Annotated in this window: 16 protein-coding genes and 1 riboswitch; of the genes, 6 read left to right on the forward strand and 10 right to left on the reverse strand. The window is 65.7% G+C overall.

What is annotated here, in order from left to right:
* Positions 1 to 12: 12 nt before the first annotated feature.
* The 10 genes from AC1U2B_RS16910 to AC1U2B_RS16955 form a co-directional block, all read right to left on the reverse strand.
* Positions 13 to 300 carry a hypothetical protein gene (locus AC1U2B_RS16910; RefSeq protein ID WP_480217631.1) on the reverse strand — a complete coding sequence of 96 codons (288 nt, stop codon included), beginning with the start codon at positions 298 to 300 and terminating at the stop codon, positions 13 to 15.
* Between the two features lie 128 nt (positions 301 to 428).
* On the reverse strand, positions 429 to 752 hold the full coding sequence (locus AC1U2B_RS16915; RefSeq protein WP_480217632.1) for a hypothetical protein: 324 nt from the start codon (positions 750 to 752) through the stop codon (positions 429 to 431).
* A gap of 170 nt (positions 753 to 922) precedes the next feature.
* Positions 923 to 1543, reverse strand: coding sequence for a hypothetical protein (locus AC1U2B_RS16920; protein WP_480217633.1), 621 nt, complete (start codon positions 1541 to 1543; stop codon positions 923 to 925).
* A 160-nt stretch (positions 1544 to 1703) separates the two neighbouring features.
* Entirely contained in the window at positions 1704 to 2090 is a 387-nt protein-coding gene (locus AC1U2B_RS16925) for a hypothetical protein (RefSeq protein ID WP_480217634.1), read from the reverse strand.
* A gap of 3 nt (positions 2091 to 2093) precedes the next feature.
* Entirely contained in the window at positions 2094 to 2864 is a 771-nt protein-coding gene (locus tag AC1U2B_RS16930) for a MerR family transcriptional regulator (protein ID WP_480217635.1), read from the reverse strand.
* A gap of 9 nt (positions 2865 to 2873) precedes the next feature.
* A complete protein-coding gene (locus AC1U2B_RS16935; RefSeq protein ID WP_480217636.1) occupies positions 2874 to 4382 on the reverse strand; it encodes a flavin-containing monooxygenase in 1509 nt (502 codons plus the stop codon).
* Between the two features lie 2 nt (positions 4383 to 4384).
* On the reverse strand, positions 4385 to 5305 hold the full coding sequence (locus tag AC1U2B_RS16940) for a ferritin-like domain-containing protein (protein ID WP_480217637.1): 921 nt from the start codon (positions 5303 to 5305) through the stop codon (positions 4385 to 4387).
* A 12-nt stretch (positions 5306 to 5317) separates the two neighbouring features.
* Positions 5318 to 6175, reverse strand: coding sequence for an SDR family NAD(P)-dependent oxidoreductase (locus tag AC1U2B_RS16945; RefSeq protein WP_480217638.1), 858 nt, complete (start codon positions 6173 to 6175; stop codon positions 5318 to 5320).
* Positions 6175 to 7164 carry an alpha/beta hydrolase gene (locus AC1U2B_RS16950; protein WP_480217639.1) on the reverse strand — a complete coding sequence of 330 codons (990 nt, stop codon included), beginning with the start codon at positions 7162 to 7164 and terminating at the stop codon, positions 6175 to 6177. The genes AC1U2B_RS16945 and AC1U2B_RS16950 overlap by 1 nt, the downstream gene beginning before the upstream one ends.
* A 139-nt stretch (positions 7165 to 7303) precedes the next feature.
* Positions 7304 to 9034 carry an MFS transporter gene (locus AC1U2B_RS16955; protein WP_480217640.1) on the reverse strand — a complete coding sequence of 577 codons (1731 nt, stop codon included), beginning with the start codon at positions 9032 to 9034 and terminating at the stop codon, positions 7304 to 7306.
* A gap of 121 nt (positions 9035 to 9155) precedes the next feature.
* Positions 9156 to 9270: riboswitch (TPP riboswitch) on the forward strand.
* Here AC1U2B_RS16955 and thiC point away from each other — a divergent pair.
* From thiC to AC1U2B_RS16985, 6 genes are all read left to right on the forward strand, one after another.
* Positions 9262 to 10872 (forward strand): phosphomethylpyrimidine synthase ThiC, encoded by a 1611-nt coding sequence (gene thiC / locus AC1U2B_RS16960; protein ID WP_480217641.1) that lies wholly within the window; start codon positions 9262 to 9264, stop codon positions 10870 to 10872. (Overlaps the previous riboswitch by 9 nt.)
* Before the next feature lie 209 nt (positions 10873 to 11081).
* Positions 11082 to 11624, forward strand: coding sequence for a hypothetical protein (locus tag AC1U2B_RS16965; protein WP_480217642.1), 543 nt, complete (start codon positions 11082 to 11084; stop codon positions 11622 to 11624).
* A 24-nt stretch (positions 11625 to 11648) separates the two neighbouring features.
* Positions 11649 to 12479: a bifunctional hydroxymethylpyrimidine kinase/phosphomethylpyrimidine kinase gene (thiD, locus tag AC1U2B_RS16970; RefSeq protein ID WP_480217643.1), complete on the forward strand. Its 831-nt coding sequence runs from the start codon at positions 11649 to 11651 to the stop codon at positions 12477 to 12479.
* Complete coding sequence (locus AC1U2B_RS16975; protein ID WP_480217644.1) at positions 12469 to 13095, forward strand: alpha/beta hydrolase family protein; 627 nt, start codon at positions 12469 to 12471, stop codon at positions 13093 to 13095. The genes thiD and AC1U2B_RS16975 overlap by 11 nt, the downstream gene beginning before the upstream one ends.
* A gap of 14 nt (positions 13096 to 13109) precedes the next feature.
* On the forward strand, positions 13110 to 14597 hold the full coding sequence (locus AC1U2B_RS16980) for a flavin-containing monooxygenase (RefSeq protein ID WP_480217645.1): 1488 nt from the start codon (positions 13110 to 13112) through the stop codon (positions 14595 to 14597).
* Positions 14598 to 14613: 16 nt separating this feature from the next.
* Complete coding sequence (locus AC1U2B_RS16985) at positions 14614 to 14892, forward strand: DoxX-related protein (RefSeq protein ID WP_480217646.1); 279 nt, start codon at positions 14614 to 14616, stop codon at positions 14890 to 14892.
* Positions 14893 to 14904: the final 12 nt, after the last annotated feature.

Raw genomic sequence — 14904 nt, forward strand, 5'->3', positions numbered from 1 at the left:
CTGGGCCGCCTGCTATTCGCCGAGTGCGGCGGGGTTTTCGAAATGTTCGGCGATGATCGTGCGCGCGAAGGTGAGCAGCCGTGCACGCGTGAAGATGCCGGGTTCGGACAACGACAGGCGGCCCGCCTCCCACAACAGGGTGAAAACGACGTGGGCGGTCACCTCGATATCCATTGCCGGCGGCAAGGACGCACGGCGCAGATAGTTCGCGAAAAGCTGGGTGATCGCCGTGCGCTGACCGTCGATGCGCCGGCTCAGTTTCGGGGTGGAGCTGTCGACCAGACTGCGGCAGCTAGTCATGTTCGCGACACCCCTACGCCGAGTGTGTAGCTTTCGAGGCCCAAACACGAAATCTGCGTACAAATCCCGCACACTCGACGTAGCACTGGAATCGGGAACCGTGTTGTCCTCAGCCCTGCCGGTCGTAGCTACGGGCACCCCAGGAATTGGCAGGTCGCGTTGGTGTTCTCGCCCGCGACTGTGCGGTAGTGGGGGTGGCCGCCGTACCAACCGTCTTCCGCGGTCATGCCAACGACCTGGGGTGGCATTCCGCGGTGTACCAAGTTGTAGCGGTGGCAGGTCGTCCAGTCCCAGTCAACCTCGGTGAAGCCTCCGGGGACCGGCTGGCCCGGACACCAGGTACCCGAGGAGGGCTCTGCTTGGGCGGTGCCGATGCTAAATCCGAAGGCGGCCAGACTCATCCCGCTGGACAACAGTGCCGCCGCGGCCAGTCGTGCGATTCGTCGCGTCATGGAACTCAACCTCTCTGCTTGGTCGTCGACGCTGTCGTCGATCTGCTGCTGATTTGTGAATGAAGCATGCAGCCCGGCGCTTGGGAGATTCTTGGCTCGCACCCACGGGGCAGCCGAACGCGACCCGGCACCGTTCTGATCCGGTCCTCGGGTCGGTTCGGCGCCTATGCCTAAACCAGTTCAGGCACCCGCAGATGGGCGAAGGCCACGTCGAACTCGCCCTCGTCGAGTTCGGTCGCACCGGCTTCGGGCAGTCTCGATTCTTTGATCGTCTGCGCCTGGGCGCGGTTGCGCGCCATGGCTTCTCGGCTGTCGAACGTCGTGCATGACACGCCGCGACCGGTGGCCCGATCGACCATCAGGCTGACGCTGCAGAAGCCTTCGAGTGCCTCGGTGTCGGGCACGATGTTCGACCTGAAGTAGTCGATCGCGGCATCGGCGTTCGCCGGATCGGCATGTCCCCAGGTCACCCGCGCGCACGCGCCCTCGGGGATTTGGTGCGCGCGGTGCATGACGGCGATGTCCCACTCGTCGACGGTCGCTGCGCCGCCGAACATCTCGATGGCCCGTGCGCGGATCGGCCGAACCCGCTCAGCGAGGGCGTTCATGGCCTCCTCGGACTCATATGCCGTGGTGGCGATGCACCGACCCGATTCTCGATCGGTGAGCAGCGACATACCGACGAACCCTTCGAGCTCTTGGAGTTGGGGCATCACTTCATCGCGGAGGTGAGCCACTCCTGCGTCGATAGCCGAGGGTTGTGCATGAATAGTGGTAGAGCGTGCGTACACGACCCACCCCCTCTATATATCGGGGCAGCGCCCCAGCGGCGCCGCCGGTCCACCGATATACGTTCCTCCGATGTCCGGCGGGTGGCAATAGCCGATCGGCACGGGTATCGAAATTGACGACCCCGGACGAATTCCGTTCTGCCAGAACGGGAATTGACGACTAGCTACGTTTTCCGCCCGGAATCCGGTCGACGAACCACCCGAGCCGGGCCACGGTGTTGTCCAGCGGTTCGACGACCTCGGCGAGCCGCTGCAGACTCGGCAGCGTGGCGGCGATCGAATTGGCACCGAAGGCGATCTTCTCGGCGGAGGTGTCGATACCGGCCGCGGCCTCGGTCAGGCTGGTGATCTGGCTGGCGATCAGTTCCGCGTGCCGGTCGATGCCCGCAGCGCTCACGCTCAGCTCGGCGATATTCTCCGCGATGAACTGAGCCGACTTCCGTAGCTCGGCTACGTCCTCCATCAACGCGAACACCGCTTGGACGAGCGTCCTCGGCCCGCGCCTGGGCTTGCCTGGAGACTGCTCGTGCTTGTTTGCCCGCGCCATCACTCACGCCTTCCGTTCTAGGGGTGCGCCGTGATTTTTCGCCTCCTCTTGGTATTGCCGCAACTCGGCACGCACAGCTTCATCCAACGCGCGATCAAGGCTGGCGTGAGCGGAACGGCGAGATACCCGCCGCATGGCATCGATCAGGTCGGCAGCCCAGGCAAGTTCGACGTCGTTGCTGGGATACCAGCCCGTCCCCCGTTGCCGGACCACCTCGGTATGACCGGCCCGGGTCATGGCACGGGCCGCGTCGTCGAGCTTCTTGTCGACCGCCGTGGTGGTCTTCAGGATCGCGGCCAACGGCATGCCGCGGGAGATGAGCCTGGCGAAGTCGTCGATCACCCGGCGGTCGGGCACCAGGAACGAGTCCTTGTCGTCCGTCGGCTCGATGATGCCGCCGGCGACCAGCCGTTTCTCCGTCGCGCCGTCCAGCCGGCCGAGCTGCATCTGCAGCTCTTCGCGCGTCATGGTCTGCGACTCGGGATTCGACCACGGCGAGATCACCAGCTCCTCGAGCTCCGCCAGGTCCAGCACCTCGACCAGCCCCTCGCCGCGCTGCAGGCCGGTGATGAACTTCAAGATGTGTTTGACGGTGAAGCCCTCGCTGAGCAGCCGGACGATGGCTTGCAACTGGCTCAGGTGCCGGTCGGTGTAGATAGCGACCCGGCCCCGGCGCTGAGGCCGGGGCAGCAGGCCGTTCTCCTGGTAGACGCGGACGTTCCGGGTTGTCGTCCCCGCTTCGCGTGCGAGGTCGTCGATCCGGTACTCAGCCACCAGCGGATTCTATGCGGTCGCGGCGGTCGCACCGACGGTCTGCGTCGGGTCGTTTTCGCGGCTCGCCGCGGCCGTGATCTTGAAGTCGTGCAGATTGACCGCCTTCAGCTGGTTGACGTACTGGGTGGCGAACCCCGGGAACATAGTCGCGTTGAAGCCGTCGTCGGTCACGTACCAGCTCTGGCAACCGGAGTTCCACGTCGTCGACTGCAGCCGCTGCTGGATGTCCTCGTTGTAGCGGGCCTGCACCTCGGGACGCACGTCGAGCGATTTCCAGCCGAACTGCAGCAGCTTGGAGATCGCCTCGACGATGTAGTCGATCTGCGCCTCCATGTACACCAGCGCCGAGCTGTGGCCGGGGCCCGAGTTGGGTCCGAAGGTGAAATACAGGTTGGGATAACCGGATACCGCGACGCTGCGGTAGGCGTAGGCGCCCCGGCTCCATTCCGCGCTGAGCTCCCGGCCGTCGATGCCGATGACGGGGAACGGGGTGCCCTGCTTGGACACCTCGAAGCCGGTGGCGAACACGATGGCGTCGAATTGGTGCTCGATGCCTTCGACGGTCCGAATTCCCTTGGGCGACAAACGGGAAATGGGCCAGGTCACCAGCTTGCAATTGTCGGCCTGCAGCGCAGGGTAGTAGTCGCGGGTCATCAGTAGCCGCTTGCAGCCGGCCGAGAAGTCGGGTGTGAGTTGCCGCCGCAGCCACGGATCCTTCACCTGCATACGCAGATTCGCCAGGCTCAGCGCTTCGACCACCCGGGTGAACGGGCTGTCCCACACCACGCCGAGCGCGACCGACTCATGGCCCCAGAACCAGGCCGACCGGGCAATCTTCTCGGCGAACGGCACGTCCTTGTAGATCCGCTTCATCCAGCCGCTGGTGGAGCCGTTGATCCGGGGGATCACCCAGCCGGGCGTGCGCTGGAACACCTTGACCGACTTGGCGACCTTGACCAGTTCCGGGACGATCTGCACGCCGCTGGCGCCGGTGCCGACGACGGCGACCTTCTTCCCGGTGAAGTCGTAGTCATGATCCCAACGGGCACTGTGGATCTTGTGGCCCTCGTAGGTCTCGATGCCGTCGATCTTCGGGAAGCTCGCGTTCGCCAGCGGCCCGGAGGCGACGATGACGGTGCGCGCCCGGACCGGTTCACGACCTTCGAAGTTGACGGTCCACTCCCCCGCCACCTCGTCGAACTCGACGCCGGTCACGTTGTGGCCGAACCGGATATGCGGTGCGATGCCCGAGGATTCGACCATGCTGTCGATGTACCCGAGGATCTCATCGCTGGCCGAGTAGGTGTGCGACCAGTCCGGGTTGGGCGCGAAGCTGTACGAGTACAGGCGCGACGGAATGTCGCACGCCGCACCGGGATACGTGTTGTCGCGCCAGGTACCGCCGACCCGGGTGCCGCGTTCGAAGATCTCGAAATCGGTGATGCCCTGGTCTTTGAGCCGGATGGCGGCGCCGATGCCGGCGAACCCGGCACCGATGATGGCAGTAGAGATGGTCATGATCAGGCCACCGGCTCGTAGGTCATCTCGTCCGACCAGGTCGGCGTGTTCCGAATCAGCGGCATCGGGATCACGCCCGTCACCTTCACCAGCGAGTCCGCCAGCCAGTGGTACTTCGAGGTGCGGTCGATCACCTTCTTGCTGTGCCAGGAGATGAACCGGTACATCGGCACCCGGTGCACGTATTCGCTTCGCTCACCGACACTCCGGAAGCGGCGCATCGCCTGGTACAGCCGCTCTTCGTTGACGCCCATGGCAACGATGTTGTCGCGCATCTTGTTGAGCAAGGGGAAGTAGCTCAACGTGCCGATCACCAGCGCCGGGTTCAGCCAGCTGCCGACAAAGTCGACCAGCAGCTTGCGCGTACCGGCATGCCCCAGGATGTCCATCACCTCGAAATCGACCGCGAGGTGACGGGATTCATCGGAGTTGATGCGCTTGAAGACCTCCTGCGCCACCGGATCTCTGACCTCTTCGGTGATGAATTTGATCAGCGCACCGTCGAGAGCCACCTCCAGCATGGGGATGACGGTGCCGAGGATCGACAGCGCCATACCGTCCGCGAACTTGTCCAGCCAGGTGATCACCAGCTGTACGTTGACACTCGGCGGCGGGACCTCGTCATTGTCGAGCATGCCCCAGCGCCGCATCAGCGCCAGTTCGGCGTTGGCGTGCTTCTGTTCCTCCGCGTGGAAGTGCTCGTAGATGCTCTTGAGCGTCGGGGTCGGGGCCTTCTTGGCCAGCGCGGCGAAGCCACGGGCGCCGACGTTCTCGATCCACATCAGATCCGTCATGAACGGCTTGAGCTTGGCCCACAGTTCGGGCTCGATCAACTCGGCTCCCGGTGCGTCCCAGTCGATGTCGACCAGGGCCCACTGCTTGTCCTTGATCTTCTGCAGCATCTCATCGAGATCCATTGCCATGATCGGTTCCTTTCAGTTCTCGGGGAGGATTCGGTTCAGCAGTCCGGCGCCATGGGTGTACAGCGCGGGGAAATGACGTTTGAGATGCCAGATGACGTTGGCGTCGAACTGCGGTACCACGTACAGCCGGCCGCCGTCGTGGGCATCGAGAGTGCGGGCGGCGACGTTGTCGGGAGACAACCCGGTCCATCGCATGAGCTGCTCGGCGAGGTTCGACGATCCTGGCGTGATGCGCCCGTCTCGCGCGACGTTCGTCTTCACGAAGGTGGGACACAGCACCGTCACCGCGACGCCTGTGCCGTTCAATTCCGCCGACAACGTTTCGGACAGCGACATCACGCCGGCCTTGGAGACGTTGTAGGCGGCCATCGACGGTGCGGCGGCGAATCCGGCGGCCGAGGCCACGTTGATGATGCCGCCCTTGCCGGCCTCGCGCAGCAGCGGGGTGAAGACCTCACAGCCGTACACCACGCCCCACAGGTTGATGCCGAGTGCCCAGTCCCAGTCCTCGAAACCGATGTCGCCCACCGGTTTTCCACCGATGCCGACGCCGGCGTTGTTGATCACCAGGGTCGGTGCGCCGCCGAAAATCTCCTGCGACTGCTTGGCCAGCAGCTCGATGGCGGTGCGGTCGGCGACGTCGCACTGCACGGCGTGGCCCTTGCCGGTCGGCAGCTGGCCGATCAGCGCCACGGTTTCCTGCGCCCGCTCCATGCTGATGTCCGCGCAGATGATCTCACCACCGCGCCGGGCGAGTTCGAGGGCGAACGACCGCCCGATACCGCTGCCGGCGCCGGTGACCACCGCCTTCGCCTTGTCCGAGCGGCGTTGGCCGCGAAAGACATTGAGTATCGTGTCGATGCCGATCATCAGCACACCTCTTCGAGTTCGTTGCTTCGCTTGTAGGCATCGGCGATGAAGGCCGCGGCACGGCGCAGTGCCGGTGCGGCTTCGGGGGCCAGATGCGGCAGTGCCTGGAAGACATGGACCATGCCCGGCCAGACCTCGAGCGTGCTGGTGCCACCGGCCCGGCGGAGTTCGGCATCGAGGTAGCGGGCGTCGGCGCGCAGCATCTCGAAACCACCGACCTGAATCAGCATGGGCGGCAACAGATCAGCTTTCGCGAAGTCGAGCCGCAGGCGCGGATCGGTCAGGTTCTGCCCCTGGGTGTACAGCCCGACCATGCGCGCGGCGGCGGTGGCGGACATCGCCGGATCGCGGTACGTCGCCTTTTCCTGCTCCAGCGCGAGCCCGAGCGTCACGTCGATCAGCGGAGAGAACAGCACGACGCCCGCGGGCCGGAAGTCCGCGTCGCCGGCGTGCGCCAGCAGCATGTCGCAGGTGAGGTGGCCGCCGGCCGAGTCGGCGCCCATGACGATGTCGGAGGCCGCATAGCCTTCCGACAGCAGCCACCGGTAGCCGGCTTCGACGTCTTCGGCCGCGGTCGGGAAGCGGTGTTCGGGGGCCAGTCGGTAGTCCACCACGAACATCGGCAGGCCGGTCGCCTCGGACAACCGCGCCACCAGCTTGCGGTGGGTACGCGCCGAGCAGATGACATACGCACTGCCGTGCACGTAGTAGCCGGCACGGCTGCCGAATTCCACCCCCGGCCCCAGCACCCATTCGCCCCGCATATCGGGCGTACGAACCGGGATGATCCTGGTGCCGCCGGGCATGGAACCGAAGGTCTCCATGATGGTGGCGATGAGCCCGCGCCCGAACCAGACACCGGGCTGGTTCATGGGGATGACGCTGGTCAGATTGCCCAGGGTCCAACGGGCCACGGTGGCCGAGAGCGTCGAGCGCAACGTTGCGCGGCTGGGTACCTCGGGCAGCGTTGCCCGGTCAGTTTCCGTCACGCCGACTAGATCACCACCAACTGTGCCATTTGTCAATGGCACAGTCGCGGCCGTCGCCCTGACCAGCGACGAGTGGCCACCTAGGGCACGGTTTCTGTCAGATTCCGTGCTCTAAGTGGCCACTCGGCGGTGGGAAAAATCAGGCCTCGTTGTCGGCGCCGGGCTCCGTGGCGTAAGTGCCCGGATTGAACATCGACGCCACCGCGCCGAGCAGCATCATGATCGCCGCCGCACCGAACACCACGGCCAGTCCGGAATGGAACGGTTCGGTGATCAACTGCGGGAAGAATGACTGGCCGGTCAGCGTGGCGGCATTGACGCCGGGCTGCTGCAAGGCATGGAACGGGGCCAGCAATTCGCCGATGGGGTTGTAGCCGAGGAAGGCCGCGAACAAGCTGCCCACCGGCGGCAGTTCGGCCACCTGGCGCGCGACGTCAGCCGAAACCCCTTGCTGCTGAAGGCCGCTGGACAGTGCGGACGGCAACGTGTTGGCCAGCCCCACGATCATGAGCGAGAAGAAGATACCGATCGACAGCGAGTTGCCGGCGTTGAAGAACGTCGACCGAACGCCCGACGCCGCGCCCCGTTGAGAGGCCGGCACGCTCGACATGATGGCCGCGGCGTTGGGCGCGGTGAAGATGCCGCCGCCGACGCCGTTGAGGAACACCAGCAGCGCGAATTCCCAGTACTCGAAGTTGACCGGGATCATCAGCAGGGCAACGAAAGTCACCGCCATCAGCAGCATGCCGCCGACCGCCAGGGGCCGGGCGCCGAGCCGGTCGGACAAGGTACCGGCGACCGGCGCCGCGACCAGGAAGCCGACCGTGGCCGGCAGCAGATAGATACCTGCCCACAGCGGGGTCGATTCGAAGTCGTAGCCGTGCAGGGGCAGCCAGATGCCTTGCAGCCAGATGATCAGCATGAACTGCAGCCCGCCGCGGCCCACCGACGACATCAGCCCGGCCAGGTTGCCCATGCCGAACGTCGCCGACTTGAACAGCCGCATGTCGACCATCGGCGACTCGACTTTGAGCTCGACGACGCAGAAGGCGACCAACAGCAGCAGGCCGACGGCGATCGATCCCAGCACCGCCGGGTTGCCCCAGCCCGTCGGCGAATTGCCGTACGGCTGAATGCCATACGTGATGCCGAGCAGCAGCACCGTCAAGCCCACGCCGAACGTCGCGGTGCCGGCCCAGTCCATCCGGCCCGGCGAGCGGGAGCCCAATTCATGCAGCGAGCGGTAGCTCCAGATGGTGCCGATGATGCCGATCGGGACGCCGACCCAGAACACGGCCTTCCACTCCCACTCCGAGAGGAACCCGCCGATCAGCAGACCGAGGAACGAACCGGCCACCGCAGCCACCATGTTCACGCCGAGTGCCATGCCGCGCTGGTTGGCCGGGAAGGCGTCGGTCAGGATCGCCGATGACGACGCCATCAGCATGGCTCCACCGATGCCCTGAATCACGCGCCAGGCGATGAGCCACACCGCGCCGCCGCCGAGATGGAACGGATCGAATGACAACGCCACCGCAGCGAAGGTGAAGACGACGAAACCGATGTTGTAGATACGGACCCGGCCGTACATGTCACCGAGGCGGCCGAACGGCACCACCAGCACGGCCGTCACCACGAGGTAGCCCATCAGCATCCACAGCAGGTAGCTGACGTTGCCAGGCGCCAGCGGGTTCAACCCGATGCCCCGGAAGATGGCCGGCAGCGAGATCAGCACGATCGACGCGTTGATCGAGGCCAGCAGGATGCCCAGCGTGGTGTTGGACAGCACCACCCACTTGTAGCGGGGATGGTCGTGGTCCATCTGGACGCGCCGGCGCGCGGTTGCTCTGAGCTCGGTGTCAGTCGTCATCAGTCGGTCTTCGCTCCAATATCAGAAAAACATATGTTAGCTATACAAACGACCTCATGACAATTCGATTCACCGACCAACGACGCACCCTTGCCTTCCTGCGGCGATCGGCTACGGTGAACAACGTCCGCGCGGGAGCGCACACCTTGGTGCGCTGAGAGGACGGCTGTATGGCGCCGTCGACCGTATGAACCTGACCGGGTAATGCCGGCGTAGGGAGTAAGCAGATGACTGCAATTGCCGTATTCAACGAGCTTTCGTGCGGCCCGATCCAGGGCAGCACCAAGGTTTACCGGGAGCTGCCCGACGGCGGAAAGGTCCCGTTCCGGCGGGTCAACCTGACCAACGGCGAGCACCTCGACCTGTACGACACCTCGGGTCCGTACACCGACGAGACCGCCACCATCGACCTGGAGAAGGGCCTGCCCGCCCGTCCCGGCGTCGTCAAGGACCGCGGCACCCAGCTGGAGCGCGCCCGCAACGGCGAGATCACCGCCGAGATGGCCTTCATCGCGGTGCGTGAAGGCATGCCCGCCGAGTTGGTGCGCGACGAGGTGGCCCGCGGTCGCGCGGTGATCCCGGCCAACCACAACCACCCCGAGAGCGAGCCGATGATCATCGGCAAGGCGTTCAAGGTCAAGGTCAACGCGAACATCGGCAACTCGGCGGTGACATCGTCGATCACCGAGGAGGTCGACAAGATGGTGTGGGCCACCCGCTGGGGTGCCGACAACATCATGGACCTGTCCACCGGCAAGGACATCCACTTGACCCGCGAGTGGATCCTGCGCAACTCCCCCGTCCCGGTCGGCACCGTGCCGATCTACCAGGCGCTGGAGAAGGTCAACGGCGATCCGACGCTGCTGACCTGGGAGCTCTACCGCGACACCGTCATCGAGCAGTGCGAGCAGGGCGTCGACTACATGACGGTGCACGCCGGCGTGCTGCTGCGCTACATCCCGCTGACGGTCAAGCGCGTCACCGGCATCGTGTCGCGCGGCGGCTCGATCATGGCGGCGTGGTGCCTGGCGCACCACCAGGAGTCGTTCCTGTACACGCACTTCGAAGAGCTCTGCGAGATCCTGCGGCGCTACGACGTCACCTTCTCCCTCGGTGACGGCCTGCGTCCCGGCTCGATCGCCGACGCCAACGACGAGGCCCAGTTCGCCGAGCTGACCACCCTTGGCGAGCTCACCAAGATCGCGAAATCCCATGGCGTGCAGGTGATGATCGAAGGCCCCGGCCACGTCCCGATGCACAAGATCGTCGAGAACGTCCGGCTGGAAGAAGAGCTGTGCGAGGAGGCCCCGTTCTACACCCTGGGGCCGCTGGCGACGGACATCGCGCCGGCGTACGACCACATCACCTCGGCCATCGGCGCGGCGATCATCGCTCAGGCCGGGACCGCGATGCTGTGCTACGTCACCCCGAAGGAACACCTGGGCCTGCCAAACCGCAAGGACGTCAAGGACGGGGTGATCGCCTACAAGATCGCCGCGCACGCCGCTGACCTGGCCAAGGGCCACCCCGGCGCGCAGGACCGCGACAACGCGCTGTCTCAGGCCCGCTTCGAGTTCCGCTGGCACGACCAGTTCGCGCTGTCGCTCGACCCGGACACCGCCCGCGAGTACCACGACGAGACGCTGCCGGCCGAGCCCGCCAAGACCGCGCACTTCTGCTCGATGTGCGGGCCGAAGTTCTGCTCGATGCGCATCACACAGGACATCCGCGACGCGTACCCGGATGGCGTGGCCCCTGACGACATCGAGCGGGGCATGGCCGAGAAATCACAGGAGTTCGCCGACAACGGCAACCGCGTGTATCTGCCGATGGCCTGACGCGCCCGATGTTCAAACAGGCTGCGACTCTTGCACTTACGGCGGTTGTCGCAGCCTGCACCAACACCCTGGGCAGCCCTCCCGGAACGTCACCGACAACCACCCCCAGTACTTCGCACAGCACGGCGGCGCAACAGGCGGTGGTTGTCGGTGAAGTACCCGGCCAGCCGGCAGCGGCCGTTGCCTTACGCCGTTGGGTTGGCGACCTCGTGTCCCTCAGCACCGGCGACGTCGTCGCGAAGTGCTGGACCGTCGCTCCGGACCGAGCCAACCACATGTACGCAGACCGAGCTCCGATTCTCGCTGCGGTCGCGCAGCCGGGCATCGATGGCCAATTCGCGGTGATCTGGCAGGACGAGACCACGAGCGTCTCGGTGCGGCGCAGTGAGATCCGGTCGGGTTACGCCTGCCCGTACGTGCACCCGGCCGGCGCGGGAAATCACCTGACACCCGAGGACGCCGAGTACATCGTGCAGCGGTACCTGTCTCGGGTCGTCGGCAAACCCGTCAATCCCGACGATGTCGAGTCGAAGTACCGATTGAAATGCAACAACTTGTCGGTGGTCGCGGAACAACTCCTCGGAAAAGTGACGTCGTTCGAGGCCAATTCCATAAAGTCGAACGGCGACACCGACAGCCCGGTTGTCACCGTCGCCGTCCACCGCGCCGGCAGTTCCGGCGACATCCACGTGTCGCTCAGTGGCGGCATCGACGGCTCCGACAGCATCTACTGCATCAGCGACAGCGACTGAGGGGAGCACGCTAAGTTGGCTTCCATGCTTCCGCTCACCCCCGCCGGCGAGACCCCACTGCGGGTGATGACCATCGCCGGCTCGGATTCCGGCGGTGGCGCCGGTATCCAGGCCGACCTGCGTACCTTCGCGATGCTCGGCGTGCACGGCTGCGTCGCCGTCGCGGCGGTGACGGTGCAGAACTCGGTGGGGGTGAAGGCTTTTCACGAGCTGCCGCTGGACATCATCAGCGGGCAGATCACCGCGGTCGTCGAAGACATCGGTATCCAGGCCGCCAAGACCGGGATGCTGGCGTCGGCCGAGATCATCGGTGTGGTCGCCGAGACCTGGCAGAGCCTCGACGGTGACATCCCGTTGGTCGTCGACCCCGTGTGCGCGTCCATGCACGGCGACCCGCTGCTGCACCCGAGCGCGCTGAATTCGGTTCGCACCCAGCTGTTTCCGATCGCCACCCTGGTGACGCCGAACCTCGACGAGGTCCGGCTGATCACCGGCATCGAAGTGGTGGATGCGTCGACTCAGCGCGACGCGGCCAAGGCCCTGCACGACCTGGGCCCGAAGTGGGCGCTGGTCAAGGGTGGTCATCTGCGGTCCAGCGACCACAGCCCGGACCTGCTGTACGACGGCACGGAGTTCTACGAGTTCACCACCGAGCGCATCGACACCGGCCATGACCACGGCGCCGGCGACACCCTCGCCGCCTCCACGGCTTGCGCACTGGCACATGGTTTTTCGGTGCCTGACGCGGTGGCGTTCGGCAAGAGCTGGGTGACGGAATGCCTGCGGGCGGCCTACCCGTTGGGCCACGGCCACGGTCCGGTGAACGCGCTCTTCCGGTTGAGTCATGGATCTTGACGCCATCGCGGGCGTCGCGCACGAACCCGACGGCACGCCCAAAGGTACGGTGCTGCTCACGCACGGTGCGGGCAGTAACCGCGACGCCCCGCTGATCATCCGACTCTGCGATGAGTGGGCGCGCCACGGCTGGCTGGCCATCCGCTACGACCTGCCGTATCGCCGTCGCCGGCCGAAAGGCCCGCCGTCGAACTCGGCGGCGTCCGACCAGCAGGGCATCGCCGAGGCCATCGAGCTGGCCCACACCCTGACCGCCGGCCCCGTGATCGCGGGCGGCCATTCCTACGGCGGCCGGATGACCTCGATGGTCGCGGCCGACGGTGCCGATCTGGCCGTCCTCGCCCTGTCCTCCTATCCCCTGCACCCGCCCGGCAAGCCCGAGCGGGCCCGCACCGAGCACCTGCCCCAGATCGCGGTCCCGACGGTCTTCACGCACGGCACCGCCGACCCGTTCGGCACCATCGCCGAGCTCACAGCCGCCGCCGCCCTGATCCCCGCGCCCACCGAGATCGTCGAGATCACCGGCGCCCGCCATGACCTCGGATCCAAGACCCTGGACGTGCCCGCACTGGCGGTTACTAGAGCCATTGGACTCATTACCCGAAGCGGTACCTGAGGTACCGTCTGAATATGACGACGCAGCAGTTCGACGCGGTCATCGTCGGCGCGGGATTCGCCGGTATCGGCGCGGCCATCCAGCTCAAACGCCTCGGGATCGACAATTTCACCATCCTCGAGCGTGAGGACGACCTCGGCGGCACCTGGTACGTCAACCACTACCCGGGCCTCGCGGTCGACGTGCCCACCACCACCTACTCGTACTTCTTCGAGCCCAACCCGAACTGGTCGCGCCTGTTCACGCCGGGCCCGGAGATCAAGCGGTACGCCGACGACGTCGCCGCCAAGTACGACGTGCGCCGGCACATCCGGTTCAACGTCGTGGTCGACGGCGCCCGCTGGGACGAGGACGCCTCGCTGTGGCGCATCAACGTCGACGGCGGCGAGACCCTCAGCGCCCGGTACCTGATCACGGCCACCGGCTTCCTGTCCCAGCCGAACATCCCCGCGATTCCGGGCATCGAGACGTTCACCGGCCGCGTCATCCACACCACCGACTGGGACGACGACTACGACCCGGCGGGCAAGCGCGTCGCGGTCATCGGTACCGGCGCCACCGCGGTGCAGCTGATCCCCGAGCTCGCCAAGACGGCCGCCGATCTGACGGTGTTCCAGCGGACGCCGATCTGGGTGGTGCCCAAGATCGATCCGCGTTTCGGTGCCCGGGCCAAGAAGATGTTCGCCCGATTCCCGTTGACGCAGCGCGTTCTTCGCTGGCTCACCGACTCCATCTATGAGGTCATGGTGTCCGTCGGGGTCCGGCACTACGGCATGTTCCGGGGCCGCTTCAACGTCTCGGCCTCCGACCTGTCGAAGATGCACCGGTTCTTCGTCATCCGTGACAAGGACCTGCGGCGCCGGCTGACCCCGGACTACGACTTCGGTTGCAAGCGGCCGACTTTCAGCAACGGCTACTACCAGGCCTTCAACCGGCCCAACGTGCACCTGCAGGATGCCGGCATCGACCGGGTCGAGGCCGACGGGATCGTCGGCAACGACGGCGTCAAGGTCGAGATCGACACGCTCGTGCTCGCCACCGGTTTCGACCTGTGGGAGGCCAACTTCCCCGCCATCGAGGTGATCGGCCGCGAGGGCCGCGATCTCGGAAAGTGGTGGCGCGAAACGCGTTTCCAGGCCTACCAGGGTGTGTCGATGCCCTACTTCCCGAACTACCTGAGCCTGGCCAGCCCATACGCCTTCCTTGGGTTGAACTTCTTCAACACCATGGAGTACCAGATGCGCCTGATGGACCGGCTTTTCACCGAGGTCAAGGCGCGCGGCGCGACGACGTTCGAGGTCACCGAGGAAGCCAACACGGCCTTCCTGGACCGGATGACCGAACTGCTCGGCGACTCGCTGTTCACCCTCGGCAACTGCGCCAGCGCCCACTCGTACTACTTCAACCCCGCGGGTGAGCCCACGCTGCTGCGTCCGTCGTCCACCGAGACGGCGATCCGCGAAGCGTCCGAATTTCCGTTGAGCGACTACAAGATTTCGTGATCAGAGAGGACCACAGGTGACCAACGCCGCTGAAAGTGCCCCGGGGAAGAAGGGCCTGCTGGCCGGGATCGGATTTCTCCTGGCCGGGCTGGCGCACTTCGTCAAGCCGGAGCTGTTCCAGTCGATCACCGCGACGGCGTTCCCGCAGGACACCGACAAGCACCTCAAGGTCAACGGATCGATCGAGACGGCGCTCGGCGTCGGGCTGATCGTGCCCCAGACCCGCAAGGTGGCGACGGTCGGCGTGCTCGGCTACGTCCTCTACCTGGCCGCTAACGCCGCCCGTAACCGCTAAAGCCCGCGATTT

This window comes from Mycolicibacterium sp. P4_G11 (assembly GCF_056555145.1).